Raw genomic sequence first — 16,999 nt, forward strand, 5'->3', positions numbered from 1 at the left:
TAACCGAATGTTCGGTCGGGACAAGGTCATCCTCCCCGGCCTGTGGATAACTCTCGGACATTCCGGAGGGCCCCGCCGGGCCGCCGGGACCGAACTCGCCAGGGAGTCGTGCAGACGTGACCGCACTCGATCGCAGCAGCACGGTGGCCGTCGTCGGCGCCGGCACCATGGGCCAGGGGATCGCGCAGGTCGCGCTGCTGGCCGGCCACCGCGTCCTGCTGCACGACGCCGTGCCGGGCCGCGCGGCGGCCGCGGTGGACGGCGTGGGCGGGCGGCTCGACCGGCTGGTCGCCAAAGGCCGGCTGAACCCGGCGGAGCACAAGGAGGCGCTCGGCCGGCTGGCCCCCGCCGAGGGCGTCGCCGACCTGGCGGGCGCGGCGATGGTCGTGGAGGCCGTCGTCGAGGACCTCGGCGCCAAGCAGCGGCTGTTCGCCGACATCGAGGCGGTCGTGGCGGACGACTGCCTGCTGGCGACCAACACCTCCTCCCTGTCGGTCACCGCCGTCGCCGGCGCGCTGCGGCTGCCCGGCCGGCTGGTCGGCCTGCACTTCTTCAACCCGGCCCCGCTGCTGCCGCTGGTCGAGGTCGTCGCCGGGGCCGCGAGCGACCCGGCGGCCGTGGCCGCCGCCCACGACACGGCAGCCGCCTGGGGCAAGACCCCGGTGCGCTGCACCGACACCCCGGGCTTCCTGGTCAACCGCATCGCCCGCCCCTTCTACGCGGAGGCGCTGCGCGTCTACGAGGAGCGGGCCGCCGACCCCGCCACGATCGACGCGCTGCTGCGCGAGTGCGGCGGGTTCGCCATGGGTCCCTTCGCGCTCATGGACCTGATCGGGCAGGACGTCAACGAGGCGGTCACCCGTTCGGTGTGGGAGGCGTTCCTCCACGACCCGAAGTTCACTCCTTCGCTGGCCCAGCGCCGCCTGGTCGAGTCCGGGCGGCTCGGCCGGAAGACCGGCCGCGGCTGGTTCCCGTACCAGCACGGCCCCGGGCAGGGCGAGCCGGCGCACGAGCCGCACACCGCGGAGCCCGCGGCGGCTCCCCGGTGGGTGGTGGTGCGCGGCGACCTGGGCCCGGCGCGGACGCTGGTGGCGCTGATGGCCGAGGCGGGCATCGAGGTGCGCACCGAGGAGGCGCGCCCCCAGGAGGCGGACGGCCGCGGAGGCCGGGCCGGCGAGGGTGACGGCGGGGCGCCCGCAGGAGGCGTGTCCGGAGGGCCCGGACCGCGCGGCGAGATCGTGCTTCCCGGGGGCGTGTCGCTGCGGCTCGCCGACGGGAGCGCGGGCGGGGAGCCGGTCATCGCCTTCGATCTGGCGCTGGACTACCGCACGGCGACCAGGATCGGCATCGCCCCCTCGGCCCGCGTGCACGCCGCCGCGGTCGCCGAGGCGACCGGCCTGTTCCAGGCGATGGGCAAGCGGGTCAGCGTCGTCAGGGACGTGCCCGCAATGGTGGTCGCGCGGACCGTCGCCATGCTGGTGGACCTGTCGTTCGACGCCCTCGCCAAGGAGGTGGCCTCCCCGCACGACATCGACACCGCGATGCGCCTCGGCGTCAACTACCCGCTGGGTCCGCTGGAGTGGGGCGAGCTGATCTCGGCGTCCTATGTGTGCGAGGTGCTGGACAACCTGCACGCGTGGTATCCCACCGGCCGTTACGCGCCCTGCCCCGAACTGCGCCGCCGGGCGGACGCCGCGGACTGCGGTGTGATCTCCTGATGACCATGTCCAAGCGCGACACCTACACGCCGGACTCGCTGCTCGCCGTGGCCGTCGAGGTCTTCAACGAGCGCGGCTACGACGGCACGTCCATGGAGCACCTCTCGCGCGCCGCGGGCATCTCCAAGTCCTCGATCTACCACCACGTCAAGGGCAAGGAGGAGTTGCTCCACAGGGCGGTCGGCCGCGCGCTCGACGGCCTCTTCGGCATCCTCGGCGAGCCCGGCGCCGTCGACGGACGCGCCATACGCCGGCTGGAGTACGTCACACGCCGTACCGCCGATGTGCTGATGGACGAGCTTCCCTACGTCACCTTGCTGCTGCGGGTGCGCGGCAACACGACGACCGAGCGGTGGGCGATGGAACGCCGCAGGGAGTTCGACCAGCGGGTCTCGGCGCTGCTGCGGGCCGCGGTCGCGGAGGGGGATCTGCGGGCGGACGTCGAGCCGCGGCTCGCCACCCGTCTGCTGTTCGGAATGATCAACTCGCTTGTGGAGTGGTACCGGCCGGAGGGCCGGGGCGGGGTGGCGGGCGACCAGGTCGCCGACGCGGTGGTGCGGCTCGCCTTCGACGGCCTGCGCACGTAGACGCGCCCTCCCGGCGGCGGACCGTTTGCCGCGCCGTGGTCCAGACCATTGACTCCGGGCGGCGTGCGCCGCCACGATCCAGCCATGCAGACGGCTGCTCCCTCCGTGTCGTACACCGGCGCGTCCGTGCCCTCCGGCCGGCACGCGTGCCCTCATCCGTCCGCGCGTCCCGGCCTGGCGGCCGCCAGGCCGCTGCGGGCGGCGGCCGCGGCCGGGCTCGCCGCCTCGCTGGTGCTGCTCGCGGGGTGCGGATCGGGCGGTGGCGACGCCAAGGCGACGGCCGCGCCCGTGCCGACCGCCACGGCCGACGGTTTCGGCTGCCTGTCACCCGAACAGGCCAAGGCGCACTCGGTGACCTTCCCGAGCGGCACCGGCCAGGACGTGGAGGCCTTCGCGACGGGCACCGGGACCACCGCACTGGTCCTCATGCACCAGGCCGAGAGCGACGTCTGCCAGTGGGTGCCGAAGGCGGTGGACCTGGCCGCGGACGGCTACCGGGTGGTCGCCGTGAACTCGGCCGGCAGCGAGGTCGCGGAGGTCACCGCCGCCGTCGCGTACGCGCGGTCCGAGGGGGCGGCGAAGGTGCTGCTGGTCGGGGCGTCCAAGGGCGGGACGGCCGTGCTGTCCGCCGCCGGTTCGATCACCCCGAGGGTGGACGCGGTGGTCGCCCTGTCGGCGCCCAGTGTGTACACGGGCATGGACGCCTCGCTGGTCGTGCCCGGGCTGACCATGCCGGTCCTCTACATGGCGTCCGAGTACGACTCCCCGTTCGCCCAGTCGGCGCGGGAGCTGAGCAAGGCGACGACGAAGGCACCTGAGGACGACCTCACCATCGTCGACGGCATGAACCACGGGGTCGGCATGCTCGACTCCGACGCGAACTACGCCAAGGTCAAGGGCTTCCTGAAGAAGTACGGCGGCTGAGCGCGCGGCCGCTGGGCGCACGCGCGACGGGGCGGCCGGTCAGTCCCCGACGACCAGGTCGGTCTCCTCGAAGACCAGCAGCGTGCGGCTGCTCAGCACCTCTTCGATCGACTGCAGCCTGGTCAGCACCAGCTCGCGCAGGCTGCGGTTGTCGACGGTGTGCACCAGGAGAAGCACGTCGAAATCACCGCTCACCAGGGCGATGTGGGCGACGCCCGGAAGGGTGACGAGTTTTTCCCGGACCGTCCGCCACGAGTTCTGGACGATCTTGAGGGTGATGTACGCGGAGGCGCCGTGGCCCGCGCGTTCATGGTCCACCCGAGCGGTGAAACCTCGGATGACTCCGTCCTCGATGAGCCGGTTGATACGGGCGTAGGCGTTCGCCCGGGACACGTGGACACGCTCGGCCACCGAGCGTATCGAGGCCCGCCCGTCCTCCTGCAGCAGCCGCAGGATCGTGCGATCTATCGGGTCCAGAGGTCGGACCGTCGGTTCGTCTTCGGCCATCTGTTCTCTCGCCATCCCCCTGAAGCTCCATAGCATGGACGTACTGGCTCCATCTCAGGCTGTGCAGAACCGTTTGTCCACAGGCAGAACCACCCCGTAGCCAAAATGCCTCCGGCGACCGAACAATCGGTTGGGTGAGCGAGACCCGCTCCCGCCCGACTGATTTCGGTCACCGAACCACAAGGAGGTGCTCGCCATGACCGTGCTGGACACCCCTGCCTGGCGCCCCCGCACCGACGCCGCGCCGCTGCTGCCCGACCCCGAGCCCTACCGGCTGCTGGGCACCCCCGACGCGGCCCGGCTCGACGCGGCGCTGCTCCGCTCGCTCTACGGGCAGCTGGTCCGCGGCCGGCGCTACAACCAGCAGGCCACCGCGCTCACCAAGCAGGGCCGGCTCGCCGTCTACCCGTCGAGCACCGGCCAGGAAGCCGGCGAGATCGCCGCCGCGCTCGCCCTGCGCCCGCAGGACTGGCTTTTTCCCAGCTACCGCGACACGCTCGCCGTGGTCGCCCGCGGCGTGGACCCGGTCGAGGCGCTCACCCTGCTGCGCGGCGACTGGCACACCGGCTACGACCCGCGCGCCTGCCGGGTGGCGCCGCTCAGCACGCCGCTGGCCACCCAGCTGCCGCACGCCGTCGGCCTTGCGCACGCCGCCCGGCTGCGCGGCGACGACGTGGCCGCGCTGGCCATGGTCGGCGACGGCGGCACCAGCGAGGGCGACTTCCACGAGGCGCTGAACTTCGCGGCCGTCTGGCAGGCCCCCGTGGTCTTCCTCGTGCAGAACAACGGCTTCGCCATCTCGGTGCCGCTGGCCAAGCAGACCGCCGCCCCGACCCTCGCCCACAAGGCGGTCGGCTACGGCATGCCCGGCCGGCTCGTCGACGGCAACGACGCCGCGGCGATGCACGAGGTGCTCACCGCGGCGATGGACCGCGCCAGGAGCGGCGGCGGACCCACCCTCGTGGAGGCCGTCACCTACCGCATCGACGCGCACACCAACGCCGACGACGCCACCCGCTACCGGGAGGACGACGAGGTCGCCGCCTGGCGCACGCACGACCCGGTCACCCTGATGGAGTGCGAACTGACCGCCCGCGGCCTGCTGGACGACGCGCTGCGGACCGGCGCCGCGGACGACGCCGAGGCGATGGCCGCGGACCTGCGGGAGCGGATGCACGCCACACCGGTCCTGGACCCGATGGACCTCTTCGCGCACGTCTACGCCGAGCCCACCCCCCAGCTGCGCGAGCAGCGCGCCCAGCTCCAGGCCGAACTCGAAGCGGAGCACCGGTCATGACCACCGCCGCCACCGCCGCCGGGCGGACCGCAGCACCCGCCCGCAAGCCCGCGACCATGGCGCAGGCGCTCAACCAGGCGCTCCGGGACTCGCTCGCCGCCGATCCGGCCGTCCACGTGCTCGGGGAGGACGTCGGGGCGCTCGGCGGCGTCTTCCGGATCACTGACGGCCTCACCCAGGAGTTCGGCGAGGACCGCTGCACCGACACCCCGCTCGCCGAGGCCGGCATCCTCGGCACCGCGGTCGGCATGGCGATGTACGGACTGCGGCCGGTCGTCGAGATGCAGTTCGACGCCTTCGCCTACCCCGCCTTCGAGCAACTCGTCAGCCATGTCGCCCGGATGCGCAACCGCACCCGCGGCGCCCTGCCGCTGCCCATCACCGTGCGCATCCCCTACGGCGGCGGCATCGGCGGGGTCGAGCACCACAGCGACTCCTCCGAGGCGTACTACCTGCACACCCCCGGGCTGCACGTGGTCACCCCGGCCACCGTCGAGGACGCCTACGGGCTGCTGCGGGCGTCCATCGCCTCCGACGACCCGGTGATCTTCCTGGAGCCCAAGCGGCTGTACTGGTCGAAGGCCGACTGGTCGCCGCAGGAGCCGAGCGAGGTCGCGCCGATCGGCCGGGCCGCGGTGCGCCGCCCCGGCCGCACCGCCACCCTCATCACCTACGGCCCTTCGCTGCCCGTCTGCCTGGAGGCGGCCGAGGCGGCCGAGGAGGAGGGATGGGACCTGGGCGTGGTCGACCTGCGCAGCCTGGTGCCCTTCGACGAGGAGACGGTGGCCGCGGTGGTGCGCGGCACCGGACGCGCGGTGGTCGTGCACGAGTCCTCCGGCTTCGGCGGCGCGGGCGCCGAGATAGCGGCCCGGATCACCGAGCGCTGCTTCCACCACCTGGAGGCGCCGGTGCTGCGGGTCGCCGGGTTCGACATCCCCTACCCGCCGCCGATGCTGGAGCGGCACCACCTGCCCGGTGTCGACCGCATCCTCGACACCGTCGGGCGCCTGCAGTGGGAGGAGGGGTGATGGCCGTCGTCAAGGAGTTCACGCTGCCCGACCTCGGTGAGGGCCTCACCGAGGCGGAGATCGTGCGCTGGCTGGTCGAGGTCGGCGAGGTCGTCTCCATCGACCAGCCGGTGGTCGAGGTGGAGACCGCCAAGGCCGTGGTGGAGGTGCCCTGCCCCTACGGCGGCGTGGTCACCGCCCGCTTCGGCGCGGAGGGCGACACCCTCGCCGTCGGGCGGCCGCTGGTGACCGTGGCCGTCGGCTCGCGCTCCACCGCCGACGCCCCCTCGGGCGACAGCGCGGGCGTAGCCGGGGCCGGGGCGGGGGCCGAGGACGAGGGCTCGGGCTCGGGCTCCGGCAATGTGCTGGTCGGGTACGGCACCGGCGCGGCGTCCTCGCGGCGTCGCGGCCGGGTCCGCGCGGTCGGCGCGGCCACCGGGCACGGCGCGTCGGCGCTCGCACCCGCTCCCGTACCCGCCCGGCCGAGCGCGCCGCCCGCCACGACCGCTGCCGCCGCCGGCGGCGCAATCGCGGTGGCGCCCGTAGCGGCGGGCGCTCGTCAGGACGGCGCCGCGAACGCCGCGCATGACGGCGGACCCGTCGCCGTCATCTCCCCGCTGGTCCGCCGGATCGCTCGCGAACACGGTCTCGACCTGCGCGCGCTGACCGGCTCGGGCCCCGACGGGCTGATCCTGCGCGCGGACGTCGAGCGCGCGGCGGCCGCCCCGGCGGAGAGCGGGGCCGCCCCGGCCGCTGACACCGCGCCGGCTCGCGCGGCGGAGACCGCCGAGCGCGTCGCGCTGCGCGGCGTGCGCGGCGCCGTCGCGGAGAAGCTGGCCCGCAGCCGCCGGGAGATCCCCGACGCCACCTGCTGGGTGGACGCGGACGCCACCGAGCTGATGGCGGTGCGCAGCGCCATGAACGGGGCCGCGCGGGGTTCGGGGACCGAGCCGGTATCGGTGCTCGCCCTGCTCGCCCGGATCACCACGGCGGCGCTCGCCCGCCACCCGGAGCTCAACGCCACGGTGGACACCGAGCGCGGCGAGATCGTACGGCTGCCGGCCGTGCACCTCGGCTTCGCCGCGCAGACCGACCGCGGCCTGATGGTGCCCGTCGTCCGCGACGCGCACACCAGGACCACGGCCGGACTGTCGGCGGAGATCCGCCGGCTCACCGAGGCGGCCAGGACCGGAAGGCTGACGCCCGCCGAGCTGACCGGCGGGACGTTCACCCTGAACAACTACGGGGTCTTCGGGGTGGACGGCTCGACGCCGATCATCAACCACCCGGAGGCGGCGATGCTCGGGATCGGCAGGATCATCCCCAAGCCCTGGGTGCACCAGGGGGAGCTGGCCGTGCGGCAGGTCGTGCAGCTGTCCTTCACCTTCGACCACCGGGTGTGCGACGGCGGCACGGCGGGCGGCTTCCTGCGCTTCGTCGCCGACTGTGTCGAGAACCCCGCCGTGCTGCTCGCCACGGTCTGACCCGGGCCCCGTACCGGCGGCGGCGGGGCATACTCGCGGGCATGACGAGGAGCTACGACGCCGTGGTGCTGGCGGGCGGTGCGGCCCGGCGGCTGGGAGGCGCGGACAAGCCCGCGCTCCCGGTCGGCGGCCGGATGCTGCTCGACCGGGTGCTGGCGGCCTGCCCCGGCGCCCGCGCCACGGTCGTCGTCGGCCCGCGACGGCCGACCTCCCGGCCGGTGCGGTGGACCCGCGAGGACCCGGCGGGCGGCGGTCCGCTGCCCGCCCTCGCGGCCGGTCTGGCGGCGCTGCCGGGGACCGGAGGCGCACGGCAGCCTGTGGGCGACGGCGACGGCGACGCCGGGCACGAGGACGGGCTCCGACGCGGCGACGCGGACCGCGACGGCAATGGAGGCGGCAACAGGGGCGGCGACGGAGACGCGGACGCGGACCGCGTGGTGCTGGTGTTCGCCGCCGACCTGCCGTTCCTGACCGAGCGGACGGCGGTCGCGCTCGTCCGCGCCCTGGACGCGGACGCGGCGGGGGCCGCCGAGGGCGCGCCCTGGGAAGGGGCGGTGCTCACGGACTCGGGCGGCAGGGACCAGCCGCTGGCCGCGGCCTACCGCGTCGAGCCGCTGCGCCGCGAAATCGCGCTGCTCAGAGCCGAGCACGGCCACCTGACCGGCCTGCCGCTGCGCTTCCTCACCGGTGAGCTGAGGCTGTGCAGGATCGCGGACCCGACCGGCGAGGCGTCGTTCGACTGCGACACCTGGGAGGACGTGGCGGCCGCACGGGCGAGGTTCGGCGCGGGCGCCGCTGGGCCGGACGGGTCCGGGAGGTGAGCCTGCCCCGCATGGGGCGGCGGATCGGGGACGATGGGCACGTGTTGGACGAATGGATCGCAGCAGCCAAGACCGAGCTGGGCATCGACCTGGACGTGGACACCGGTGTCCTGCTGGACCTCGCTCGCGACGCCGCGCACGGCGTCGCCCGCCCGGCGGCGCCGCTGACCACCTTCCTGGTGGGCTATGCGGCCGCGCACGCGGGCGGCGGCCCTGACGCGGTACGGGCGGCGGCCGCCAAGGCCGCCGCCCTCGCCCAGTGCTGGGCGAGGGACGCCGACGGCGAAGCGGACCGGGCGGGATGACCGGCACGGACGGCGACGCCGCCGACCGCGCACTCGACGACGCTCTGGCGCTGGCCAACTACCGGCGCGAGCCGCGCCTCGTCGATCCGGTGTCGGTGGCCCAGGACCTGACCGCCGAGGGCGACGGCGTCGCCCCGCCCTCGGGCCCTTCGCCGACGGGCCCGGCGCGGCGCGGTCGGGTGCCGGCGGCTCCCGGCGACCCGCTGTCCGCGGCGACCGGCCGGGCGGCGGACGGGCCGTCGGACGCCGGGCGGTTCCGTGGCGGCGTGCCCCCGGTGCAGACCGCCCGGTCGGCGGTACGCCGGGGCGACCCCCTGTCCGTCGCGCTCGGGCACGGCCTGGAGGAGCCCCCGGGCCCGTACGGCCGCCCGCCCCGCCCCGGCGCCGCCGACGGAGCGGGTCACCCCGGGCCCACCCCGCACCCCGGACCGAGCCGGCTCACGTCCCCGGCCCCCGGCCCGGCCCAGCACGCCGCCCGAGGCGGCGGGCCGTCCCGCCTCCCCGTTCCGCCGGCCCACGCCCCCGAAGGACCGGCCGTGGCGTGGGCGGAGGCGCGGCGGATCGCGCGGCGCGCCGGGCGCCGGCTGCCCGCACGGGTCGTGCCGCTCGGCGACGCGGCGCTCGGGGCGGCGCTGGCGCGAGGGCTGGTGGCGCTCACCGACCTGCCGTCGTTCGACTCGTCGGCGATGGACGGCTGGGCGGTCGCGGGCCCCGGCCCGTGGCGGCTGAAGGGCGAGGTCCTGGCGGGCCAGCGGGCCGCCGAGGCGCTGCACGACGGCCACGCCGCCGGTATCGCCACCGGCGCGGTGCTGCCCGCCGGCGCCACCGCGATCCTGCGCCGCGAGCACGGAAGCACCGAGCGGCGCACCGACGGCGAGTGGCTGCACGTACGGGCGCCGCATCCCGCGCCCGCGCCCGGTCAGGACGTGCGGCGGCGCGGCGGGGAGTGCCGGAGAGGCGACGAACTGCTCAGGGCGGGCAGCGTGGTGACGCCGATAGTGCTGGGCCTCGCGGCGGCCGCGGGCTATGACGAGCTGGCGGTGACCACCCGGCCGCGGGTCGAGGTGCTGGTGCTGGGCGACGAACTGCTGGAGCACGGCCTGCCGCAGCCGGGCCGGGTGCGGGACGCGCTCGGCCCGATGCTGCCGTCGTGGCTGCGCGGTCTGGGCGCGGAAGTGACGTCGGTGCGGCGGCTGGTGGACGACGAGGACGCCCTGCACCGGGCGGTCGCGGCGAGTACGGCCGATCTGCTGGTGACCACCGGCGGCACGGCGGGCGGCCCGGTCGACCACGTGCATCCGGTGCTCGCCGCCCTCGGCGCGCGGCTGCTGGTGGACGGCGTGGCGGTACGCCCCGGGCATCCGATGGTGCTGGCCGTGCTCCCGTCGGCGGCCCCCGACGGCTCCACCCGGCATCTCATCGGACTTCCCGGCAATCCGCTCGCCGCGGTCGCGGGCGTACTGACCCTGGTGGCACCCCTGGTGCGGGCGCTGGCCGGGCATCCGCCGCCGGCGCCCTATGCGGCGCCGCTGACCGAGGACGTGTCCGGGCACCCGGAGGACACCCGGCTCGTCCCGGTCGTCTTCGACGACGAGTCCGCCGCGCGCCCCCTGCACTTCGCGGGACCTGCGATGCTCCGCGGGCTGGCCGCCGCCGACGGGATGGCGGTGATCCCGCCGGGTGGCGCGCGCGCCGGCCAGGAGACCGCGGTGCTCGACACCACCGCGCTCGTCCCGGCCTGGGGGAGCGGCGGGTGACCCTACCGCCGAGGGACCCGCCGCCCGATCCGGGCGATCCGCGCGACCGCCGGGAGGCGGACACCGGGGACGCGGACGGCCGGGACGCGGACCCCGAGGCCGACCCTGCCGCCGACACGGACGCCGCGTCAGGCGCCGGACCCGGGTCACGGTCAGCGCCCGGCGGGGGACCGGGCGCGTACCGGGTCAGGTTCCCCCACTCCGCCGTGGGTCCGCTGCGCCAGGTGGGCCGCCGCCTCCTGCTCGCCGGCCTGGTGCTCGCGATCACCGTGGTGATCGTCTACGCGGACCGCGGCGGGTACCACGACAACGCCAACGGCTCGGTGTCCTTCCTGGACGCGCTCTACTACGCGACGGTGACACTGTCGACGACCGGCTACGGCGACATCGTCCCGTACGGCGACGGCGCGCGGCTGGCCAACGTCTTCCTGGTCACGCCGCTGCGGGTGGTCTTCCTGATCATCCTGGTCGGCACGACCCTGGAGGTGCTGACCGAGCGGACCCGCGAGCAGTACCGACTCAAGCGCTGGAGGAGCACCTTGCGCGACCACGTGGTGATCGTCGGATTCGGCACCAAGGGCAGGTCGGCGGCCAGGACGCTGATCCACCGCGGCATCCCGCAGAACCGGATCGTGGTCGTCGACCCCAGCGCGAGGGTCGTCGAGGCCGCCGCGGCGGAGGGCTTCGTGGGCGTCATGGGCGACGGCACCCGCAATGACGTGCTGCTGCGCGCCGAGGTGGGACGGGCCCGGCGGATCGTCATCGCCGCCCAGCGCGACGACACCGCGGTCCTGGTCACCCTCACCGCCCGCCAGCTCAACAACGACGCGCACATCGTCGCCTCGGTGCGCGAGGAGGAGAACGCGCCGCTGCTCCGCCAGTCCGGAGCCGACGCGGTGATCACCAGTTCCAGCGCGGCGGGACGGCTGCTCGGCCTGTCCATGCTGAGCCCCAGCGTCGGCCGGGTGATGGACGACCTCATCACGTACGGCAGCGGACTCGACCTCGTCGAACGGGCGGTGACCGGCGAGGAGGTGGGCAAGGCGCCCCGGGAGGTCGCCGACCTGGTCGTCTCCGTCAAGCGCGGCCACCGGCTGCTCGACCACGACGACCCCGAGGCGTCCCCGCTCCGCGCCGGCGACCGCTTGATCGCGATCCACCGCGCGAGCCCGGCGCAGGCAGCGGATGCGCCGGATCTGCGCTGAGCCGATGGGCGGGCGGAAGGTTCACCGGATCGGCGGACGACGCCGCTCGCGGCACTAGATTGGGACGCGGAGAGTCCCGCACGCGGCCAGGTCCGGCCGGTACGGTCCCGCCGCCGCCCGCAGAGGAGTCGTCGCCATGGCCACCAGGGTCAACGTCACCGTGGACGCGCATCTCGCGATCGAGGTCATGCTCCTGACCGGGACGAGGAACCCGCAGGACGCGGTCGAGCTGATCGTCCGCGACTATCTGGAGCGCGCGCAGCGCACCGAGGCCCGCACCGGGGACGCGGACGACGGCAGGCGCTCCTCCGACCTGCAGCCTTACCAGCCGCCGCAGGGCTGACCTGACGGCAGCCCCTGGGCGGCCCCGACGCGTCTCCCACGCGACTGCGAGGCGGTCCGAGGCGACCGGTGGGCCGCCGCGCCCGTTGTCGCCGACGCCTCAGCGCGCCGCGACCCGCGACGGCCGGTCGGGCCGGTCAGGGCGCGCGCCACGGCCCTTGTGCGCCACCCGTCCGCCCGGTCCGCCGCGTCCGCCGCGCAGCGCGTCCCCGGCTCCCGGGTGCAGCCGGAAGGCCCCCGCGGCGGCGGCCAGTGCCGCCGGAGCCATCAGGCAGAAGGCGATGCCGTAGGACAGGCCGGGCGACGTACGGCCGAAGAGCGCGTGGCCGAGCGGGCCGCCAGCGCGCAGCGCGACGGTGGTGGCGGCGACGCCGAGGCCCGCGGCCATCTGGTTGGCGGTGGCGTTGAGGGTGTTGGCGTCACGCATCCGCTCCTGGGGGATGTCGGCGAAGGCGAGCGTCGAGTAGCCGGTGAGGCCCAGCGACCGGGCGGCGCCGCTGACCACCGCGACGATCGCGATCAGCCACACCGGGGTGCCGGCGGTCAGGAAGGCGCAGCCCACGAGGGTCGCGGCGAGCACCAGGCCCGAGACCAGCAGCAGCGACCGGTAGCCGAACCGCCTGAAGAGGTACGTGGTCGCGGGCTTGATCCCGATGTTGCCGACGAAGACGAAGAGCACCAGTGCGCCCGAGCGCACCGCGCTCCAGCCGAACACCTCCTGGAAGAGCAGCGGCAGCAGGAAGGGCACGGTCGCGACCGCCACCCAGAACGCCGTTCCGCTGGACACCGAGGCACGAAAGGACACCACGCGCAGCGTCCCCAGGTCGATCAGCGGATGGTCGGACCGCAGCAGATGCCGCACCGCGAGCACGAGCAGCAGCACCGACGCCGCCCCGAACCCGGCGGCCGGCCCCCAGGTGCTGCCCCACGCGCCCCGGCCACCCCCGCCGCCGGAACCCGATGTCGACAGCAGGTGCCCGGTGTACGTCAGGGCCCCCAGCCCCGCGGACGTCCAGAGCACGCCGCGCCAGTCCAGCGCCCTGGTGCCCGCCGCGGGACCGCCCCTGATCAGCCGCCAGGCGACGGCGAAGGCCACCGCGCCCAGCGGCAGGTTGATCAGGAAGAGCCACCGCCAGCTGGTGTACGTCGACACCACCCCGCCGACCAGCGGCGCCATGACCGGCGCGAGCAGCGCGGGCCACACGATGTACGACACGATCCGCGGGATGTCCGGTGTGGCGACGCCCGACATCGCGACCAGCCGGCCGACCGGCACCATCATCGCGCCGCCCGCGCCCTGGACGACCCGCAGCGCGACCAGCGTCCCGAGGTCAGGGGCCGCCGCGCACGCCAGGGAGGCCAGCGTGAACAGCGCGATCGCGCTGAGCAGCACCCGCTTGGCGCCGTAGCGGGCGGTGAGCCAGCCGCTGAGCGGGATGAGCACGGCGAGGGTCAGCAGATACGCCGTGATGACCAGGCCGATCGCGGTCGCCGAGACGCCGAGCGAGGCGCCCATGCGCGGCGCGGCGGTGGCGACGACCGTACCGTCCAGGTTCTCCATGAAGAAGCAGCCCGCCACCAGCAGGGCGACGGCGCGCTGCCGCGGGGTGATGCCGTGCCCCAGGGCGTCCCGGCCCGGCGCGGGGACAGCCCCGGCAGCCGGGACTGCTCGGTGTGGCGGCACCGGGGCCGGTTCTGAGGGCGGCGTGCCGGGTGCGGTCATGGGGATCAGCCTGCGGTCCGTCCGGTCCCGCCGACAAGTTCCGTGCCCTTGCCGGCCTCCGGGCTCGCTGCCCTGGCGGCCGGCTGACGATCGCCGCGGGCTGACCCGTCTGCCGCAGTCGTCGGCATATAGGGAGATAGGTCGATCGGGAGATCGGTAGATCAGGTGGTCTCATGGTCGGTTCGTCGGACGGTACGACGGCAGGACCGCCGTACAGGCTGACGATCGGCTCACCGTACGGTCGGACAGACGTGAGATCGGACCGTACGGTGAGCCGATCGTCCGACGGAATGGCGGACCGAACGTGCGGCTGTCGGACAGTCGGCCTGTCGGACCGTCCGACGGTGGGATGGTCGGGTCGTCCGACGCCACGAAGAGCGGGATGTCGCACGAGCTGATGGGCCCACGAATCGCGACCGCTGTCCGCACTGCCCTCGTCGTCGGGGCACGGTGTCGACGGGGCACAGCGGCCCGCCGAGGCGCCGGGGACCGGAGTCGGGCGCGGAGTAGCCTCGCCCGCATGTACGCGATCACGATTCCCCAGCCGGGCGGACCCGAAGTGCTGACCTGGGCCGAGGTGGCCGATCCCGTCGCGGGTGACGGCGAGGTCGTCGTCGAGGTGGCCGCCACCGCCGTGAACCGGGCCGACGTGATGCAGCGTCGCGGCCACTACGACCCGCCGCCCGGCGCGTCCCCCTACCCCGGCCTGGAGTGCTCGGGTCGGATCGCCGAGGTCGGCCCCGGGGTCTCCGGCTGGTCGGTCGGCGACGAGGTCTGCGCGCTGCTCGCGGGCGGCGGCTACGCCGAGAAGGTGGCGGTGCCGGCCGGCCAACTGCTGCCCGTGCCCAAGGGGGTGGACCTGGTGACCGCGGCCGCGCTGCCCGAGGTCACGGCCACCGTGTGGTCCAACGTCTTCATGGTCGCCCACCTGCGTCCGGGCGAGACCCTGCTCGTGCACGGCGGCTCGAGCGGCATCGGCACGATGGCCGTCCAGCTCGCCAAGGCGGTCGGCGCCACGGTCGCGGTGACCGCGGGCAGCGCCGAGAAGCTTGCCGCGTGCCGTGAACTGGGCGCCGACATCCTCGTCAACTACCGCGAGCAGGACTTCACCGAGGCGGTCACCCCCGACGTGATCCTCGACATCATCGGTGCCAAGTACCTGCAGCGGAACGTCGACGCGCTCGCCGTCAACGGGCGCCTGGTGGTCATCGGGCTCCAGGGCGGCACCAAGGCCGAACTCAACCTGGCCACGCTGCTGTCCAAGCGCGCGGCCGTGGCCGCGACGTCGCTGCGGCCGCGCCCCCGGGAGGAGAAGGCGGCGATCGTCGGCGCGGTCCGCGAGCACGTCTGGCCCCTGATCGAGGCCGGCGCGGTGCGTCCCGTGGTCGACCGCACGATGCCGCTCGTCGAGGCGGCGGAAGGCCACCGCGTCGTCGAGGAGAGCACGCACATCGGGAAGGTGCTGCTCACGGTCTGAGGCCCGGGGGCGGCCCCGCCCGTCGACAGCCCCGCGGCTGCTTCGAGCTACGCGCGCCGCAGCCGCCAGCCGAGGAAGCCGATGCCGAGGCCCACCAGGGCGAGTCCCGCGCCGAGGGGGAGGATCCGCAGCACGCGGCGGGCGGGCTCGTCGATGGGGTCGTACCGCTGGTCGTCGTCCACGGCCGCACCAGAGGTGGCGGGCGCCGGGGGCGGCGCGCCCGCGGGAGCGCCGGGCGCCGGCGCGAACGAGGGCTCCCGCACGGGCCGCGGGGACACGTACGGCCGCACGGCCGGGTGGCGGGCGGGCGCCCGGCCCGGGGCGCGGGAGGTCTTCGGCGCGGTGGGGGCCGGGGCGTAGGGCCGGGGCGCCGGCGGCGGCTTGAGCGGCCCGGCCGTACGCGGCGGCACGGTGCCGGGCGGCGTCGGACGGGCCTGCGGCTTCGGGGACCGGTGGGGCGGCGTCGCGTGTCCGGGCGGCCCGGTGGTGGTCGGCGACGGCGGCCGGAACGCGTGGCCGGCGGCCGGCGGCGCGGTGGTGCGCGGGGGAGGCGGTCCGGGCGTGCCGGGCCGGTCGGGCAGGTCGGGCCGACCGGGTGGCCCCGGCGGGAGTCCCGGCGACGGCGGCGCCGGCGGCACGGTGAGCGCCGGCGGGACCGGCAGCGGCGGCACCAGGCCGGGCGGCGGCGTCACCTCGGCGAACGGACGCGGCTCGTGGTCGGCCCTGGCGGGGAGCACCGCGCCCGGCGCGAACAGCACGATCCCGGCGGCCAGCAGCGCGACCGGGACCGCGCGGCGGAGGGCTCCGGGTGCTCCAGGGGCTGCGGGTGCGGGGGCTGCGGGTGCGAGGGCCGCGCCCGCAGCGCGGGCCGGGTGCGGCGGAGGGGTGCGCGTCGCGCTCCGGCCATCCGTCCGCCGCCCACCCGCTGCCCACCGCACGCGCTCCGCCTTCCACCGGGCTCTGTGTGCTCCCAGCGTCACACGCGGCGACATTTCCGGCATTTCCGGGCTCATCGGCTGGACGACTCCGGCTATTCGGTCGCTCGTTCGAGTGAAGACAGGGGTGGATGTGCCGATCGGGCTTGAAGCCCCCCGACATACTCGGTATACATACTGAGTATGTCGATCCGTCACGGCCTGCTGGCCCTCCTCGAACAGGGGCCGCGCTACGGCTTCCAGCTCCGCACCGAGTTCGAGTCCCGCACCGGCTCCACCTGGCCGCTGAACGTGGGGCAGGTGTACACCACGCTCGCCCGGCTGGAGCGCGACGGCCTCGTCGTGCCCGGCGGTGAGGACGAGGCGGGCCACGCCCTCTACGCGATCACCGCGGGCGGCCGGGACGAGCTGCGTGCCTGGTTCGCCAGCCCGGTCGACCGGGCGAACCCGCCGCGGAACGAGCTGGCGATCAAGCTCGCCATGGCGGTCGGCTCGCCCGATGTGGACGTACGGGCCGTCATCCAGGCGCAGCGGGTCCACACGATCAAGGCCATGCAGGACTACACCCGTCTCAAGGCGCAGGCCATGGAGGCGGTGGCTCGGGGAGAGGGCGCCCCGGACCGGGACGACGTGGCCTGGCAGCTGGTCCTGGACCAGCTGATCTTCCAGGCCGAGGCCGAGGCGCGCTGGCTGGACCACTGCGAGACGCGCCTCGTCCGGCTCGCCTCCTCGGGGCAGGGCTGGTCGTCCGCCAAGCCCGCGGGCACCACGCCGGCTGCCCCCGCCCCCGCTACCGGCAGCGGCAGCGGCAGATCCGGCGCCGGCGAGCGGACCGGGAAGAGAGCGGGCCGGCCGGGCGCCTGACCACCGCCCGGCCGCCCCGTCCAGCGCCGCACGCACCGCACCCATC

At 75.3% G+C, this 16,999-nt stretch carries 16 protein-coding genes; 13 read left to right on the forward strand and 3 right to left on the reverse strand.

From position 1 onward, the window contains the following. The first annotated feature begins 116 nt into the window (after positions 1-116). The 3 genes from V2S66_RS25465 to V2S66_RS25475 all read left to right on the forward strand — a co-directional run bounded on the left by V2S66_RS25465 (position 117) and on the right by V2S66_RS25475 (position 3,229). A complete protein-coding gene (locus V2S66_RS25465; RefSeq protein ID WP_330798786.1) occupies positions 117-1,718 on the forward strand; it encodes a 3-hydroxyacyl-CoA dehydrogenase NAD-binding domain-containing protein in 1,602 nt (533 codons plus the stop codon). Then, entirely contained in the window at positions 1,718-2,305 is a 588-nt protein-coding gene (locus V2S66_RS25470) for a TetR/AcrR family transcriptional regulator (RefSeq protein ID WP_330798788.1), read from the forward strand. Before V2S66_RS25465 ends, V2S66_RS25470 begins: the two co-directional genes overlap by 1 nt. Positions 2,306-2,389: 84 nt before the next feature. After that, the gene (locus tag V2S66_RS25475; RefSeq protein WP_330798789.1) at positions 2,390-3,229 is read left to right on the forward strand and encodes an alpha/beta hydrolase family protein; all 840 of its coding nucleotides are present in this window, start codon (positions 2,390-2,392) and stop codon (positions 3,227-3,229) included. Positions 3,230-3,268: 39 nt separating this feature from the next. Here the strand turns inward: V2S66_RS25475 and V2S66_RS25480 are convergent, their stop codons facing one another. Next, positions 3,269-3,751 carry an Lrp/AsnC family transcriptional regulator gene (locus V2S66_RS25480; protein ID WP_330798791.1) on the reverse strand — a complete coding sequence of 161 codons (483 nt, stop codon included), beginning with the start codon at positions 3,749-3,751 and terminating at the stop codon, positions 3,269-3,271. Between the two features lie 181 nt (positions 3,752-3,932). On the opposite strand from V2S66_RS25480, the gene pdhA reads away from it, so the two are divergent. The 8 genes from pdhA to V2S66_RS25520 all read left to right on the forward strand — a co-directional run bounded on the left by pdhA (position 3,933) and on the right by V2S66_RS25520 (position 11,955). After that, positions 3,933-5,033 (forward strand): pyruvate dehydrogenase (acetyl-transferring) E1 component subunit alpha, encoded by a 1,101-nt coding sequence (gene pdhA, locus V2S66_RS25485; protein WP_330798794.1) that lies wholly within the window; start codon positions 3,933-3,935, stop codon positions 5,031-5,033. Then, positions 5,030-6,061, forward strand: a complete 1,032-nt coding sequence (locus tag V2S66_RS25490) for an alpha-ketoacid dehydrogenase subunit beta (protein WP_330798796.1) — start codon at positions 5,030-5,032, stop codon at positions 6,059-6,061. Before pdhA ends, V2S66_RS25490 begins: the two co-directional genes overlap by 4 nt. Then, positions 6,061-7,524: a dihydrolipoamide acetyltransferase family protein gene (locus V2S66_RS25495; RefSeq protein WP_330798799.1), complete on the forward strand. Its 1,464-nt coding sequence runs from the start codon at positions 6,061-6,063 to the stop codon at positions 7,522-7,524. Before V2S66_RS25490 ends, V2S66_RS25495 begins: the two co-directional genes overlap by 1 nt. A 41-nt stretch (positions 7,525-7,565) precedes the next feature. Then, the gene (mobA, locus tag V2S66_RS25500) at positions 7,566-8,345 is read left to right on the forward strand and encodes a molybdenum cofactor guanylyltransferase (protein WP_330798801.1); all 780 of its coding nucleotides are present in this window, start codon (positions 7,566-7,568) and stop codon (positions 8,343-8,345) included. A gap of 41 nt (positions 8,346-8,386) precedes the next feature. After that, the gene (locus V2S66_RS25505; protein WP_330798803.1) at positions 8,387-8,650 is read left to right on the forward strand and encodes a DUF6457 domain-containing protein; all 264 of its coding nucleotides are present in this window, start codon (positions 8,387-8,389) and stop codon (positions 8,648-8,650) included. Next, entirely contained in the window at positions 8,647-10,407 is a 1,761-nt protein-coding gene (locus tag V2S66_RS25510; RefSeq protein ID WP_330798805.1) for a molybdopterin molybdotransferase MoeA, read from the forward strand. Before V2S66_RS25505 ends, V2S66_RS25510 begins: the two co-directional genes overlap by 4 nt. A 206-nt stretch (positions 10,408-10,613) precedes the next feature. Continuing rightward, complete coding sequence (locus V2S66_RS25515; RefSeq protein WP_413966482.1) at positions 10,614-11,612, forward strand: potassium channel family protein; 999 nt, start codon at positions 10,614-10,616, stop codon at positions 11,610-11,612. 136 nt (positions 11,613-11,748) lie between these two features. Next, complete coding sequence (locus V2S66_RS25520) at positions 11,749-11,955, forward strand: DUF2191 domain-containing protein (RefSeq protein ID WP_330798808.1); 207 nt, start codon at positions 11,749-11,751, stop codon at positions 11,953-11,955. A gap of 99 nt (positions 11,956-12,054) precedes the next feature. Here the strand turns inward: V2S66_RS25520 and V2S66_RS25525 are convergent, their stop codons facing one another. Further along, positions 12,055-13,677, reverse strand: a complete 1,623-nt coding sequence (locus V2S66_RS25525) for an MFS transporter (protein ID WP_330798810.1) — start codon at positions 13,675-13,677, stop codon at positions 12,055-12,057. 520 nt (positions 13,678-14,197) lie between these two features. Between V2S66_RS25525 and V2S66_RS25530 the strand changes: the two genes are divergently transcribed. Then, on the forward strand, positions 14,198-15,154 hold the full coding sequence (locus V2S66_RS25530; protein WP_330798812.1) for an NAD(P)H-quinone oxidoreductase: 957 nt from the start codon (positions 14,198-14,200) through the stop codon (positions 15,152-15,154). Between the two features lie 47 nt (positions 15,155-15,201). Here the strand turns inward: V2S66_RS25530 and V2S66_RS25535 are convergent, their stop codons facing one another. Continuing rightward, on the reverse strand, positions 15,202-15,912 hold the full coding sequence (locus V2S66_RS25535; RefSeq protein WP_330798813.1) for a hypothetical protein: 711 nt from the start codon (positions 15,910-15,912) through the stop codon (positions 15,202-15,204). A 360-nt stretch (positions 15,913-16,272) separates the two neighbouring features. Between V2S66_RS25535 and V2S66_RS25540 the strand changes: the two genes are divergently transcribed. Then, on the forward strand, positions 16,273-16,953 hold the full coding sequence (locus tag V2S66_RS25540; protein ID WP_330798814.1) for a PadR family transcriptional regulator: 681 nt from the start codon (positions 16,273-16,275) through the stop codon (positions 16,951-16,953). Positions 16,954-16,999: the final 46 nt, after the last annotated feature.

The organism is Actinacidiphila polyblastidii (assembly GCF_036353415.1).
GTDB classification, from domain to species: domain Bacteria; phylum Actinomycetota; class Actinomycetes; order Streptomycetales; family Streptomycetaceae; genus Actinacidiphila; species Actinacidiphila polyblastidii.

What these genes read in the sequence shown, in the direction of transcription:
- V2S66_RS25510 (WP_330798805.1), top strand. Translation starts at nt 8,647, where the DNA reads ATGACCGGCACGGACGGCGACGCCGCCGACCGCGCACTCGACGACGCT.
- V2S66_RS25480 (WP_330798791.1), bottom strand. Translation starts at nt 3,751, where the DNA reads ATGGCGAGAGAACAGATGGCCGAAGACGAACCGACGGTCCGACCTCTG.
- mobA (WP_330798801.1), top strand. Translation starts at nt 7,566, where the DNA reads ATGACGAGGAGCTACGACGCCGTGGTGCTGGCGGGCGGTGCGGCCCGG.
- V2S66_RS25470 (WP_330798788.1), top strand. Translation starts at nt 1,718, where the DNA reads ATGACCATGTCCAAGCGCGACACCTACACGCCGGACTCGCTGCTCGCC.
- V2S66_RS25490 (WP_330798796.1), top strand. Translation starts at nt 5,030, where the DNA reads ATGACCACCGCCGCCACCGCCGCCGGGCGGACCGCAGCACCCGCCCGC.
- V2S66_RS25495 (WP_330798799.1), top strand. Translation starts at nt 6,061, where the DNA reads ATGGCCGTCGTCAAGGAGTTCACGCTGCCCGACCTCGGTGAGGGCCTC.
- V2S66_RS25520 (WP_330798808.1), top strand. Translation starts at nt 11,749, where the DNA reads ATGGCCACCAGGGTCAACGTCACCGTGGACGCGCATCTCGCGATCGAG.
- V2S66_RS25540 (WP_330798814.1), top strand. Translation starts at nt 16,273, where the DNA reads ATGTCGATCCGTCACGGCCTGCTGGCCCTCCTCGAACAGGGGCCGCGC.
- V2S66_RS25530 (WP_330798812.1), top strand. Translation starts at nt 14,198, where the DNA reads ATGTACGCGATCACGATTCCCCAGCCGGGCGGACCCGAAGTGCTGACC.
- pdhA (WP_330798794.1), top strand. Translation starts at nt 3,933, where the DNA reads ATGACCGTGCTGGACACCCCTGCCTGGCGCCCCCGCACCGACGCCGCG.
- V2S66_RS25525 (WP_330798810.1), bottom strand. Translation starts at nt 13,677, where the DNA reads ATGACCGCACCCGGCACGCCGCCCTCAGAACCGGCCCCGGTGCCGCCA.
- V2S66_RS25475 (WP_330798789.1), top strand. Translation starts at nt 2,390, where the DNA reads ATGCAGACGGCTGCTCCCTCCGTGTCGTACACCGGCGCGTCCGTGCCC.